We start from the raw sequence: 917 nt of genomic DNA on the forward strand, positions 1-917 counted from the left end.
GAACGGGCCGTGCCATCGTCCGCGTCCCATGAAGAACCCGAGCCCGAAGCCCCCCCTGCCGTCCACGCCGCAGGCCGTGTTCGCCGGCCTGCTGAAGCAGTTGGGGGAGGCGGGCCGGAAGCCGGTGCGGGTCCCCGCGTCACCGACGACGCCGGAGGCACTGGCGGCGGCCCTCTTCGAGGTGGCGGCGGGGACGGGCGCGGCGCTGTTCTCCGTCTGGGCGGCGGAGGACTACGACGAGGGCGAGGGCGACGCGGGCGAGGCCGAAGACGGCGAGGACGATACGAGCAGCGCCGAGGCCAACGCGGCGGATGGCGCGGGCGAGGGGAACGACCGCGAGGACGCTGACGCAGTGACGGCGCAGAAGCTGCGGATCAACGCGGGCATCACGTTCTTCTTCATCAGGGAGGACTCGCCGGACCGGGTCGGGTTGCTGGGCTCGGAGCGGGTGCCGGTGCGGCAGCCCATCGATTACGCCCTGTACCGTCCGCTGGGGCAGGCCCTGGTGGCCTGCGCGAAGCGCGGCGCGGATCCGAGGCTGCCCGACCGAGGCAGCGTGTCCTTCCCGGCGGGCTCCGAGGATCCGGACCTGATGTTCCGGGTGTCCTTCCGCGAGGACGCACTGGGCACATGGACCACGGCGCTGGCGAGAAGCCGCGAGACGCGTCAGGCGTTCCCGAGCATCACGAGCCTGCCGCTCGCGGAGGACGCGGGCAGGTTCCTGGAGGCGTACTTCCGGGAGTTGAACAAGTCGCTCTTCAACGGTCAGGTGGTGCTGCTCACGGGAGCGTCCGGAACGGGCCGCAGCACGACCCTGCGAGCCCTGATGGATGCGTTGCCCGACAACGTGCACGCGCTGGCGGCGGTGGAGGAGCCGAAGGGAGGGACGGGGGGCGCCATCGGCATGGTGCGGGTGG

General features: G+C 72.1%; 1 protein-coding gene. It reads left to right on the forward strand.

Features of this window, described 5'->3' with window-relative positions:
* Window positions 1-28 precede the first annotated feature (28 nt).
* Window positions 29-917, forward strand: an 889-nt coding sequence (locus D7Y13_RS41780) for a P-loop NTPase family protein (RefSeq protein ID WP_208734560.1), incomplete at its 3' end; no start/stop codon positions are given.

It is taken from the genome of Corallococcus praedator (assembly GCF_003612125.1).
Lineage (GTDB): Bacteria > Myxococcota > Myxococcia > Myxococcales > Myxococcaceae > Corallococcus > Corallococcus praedator.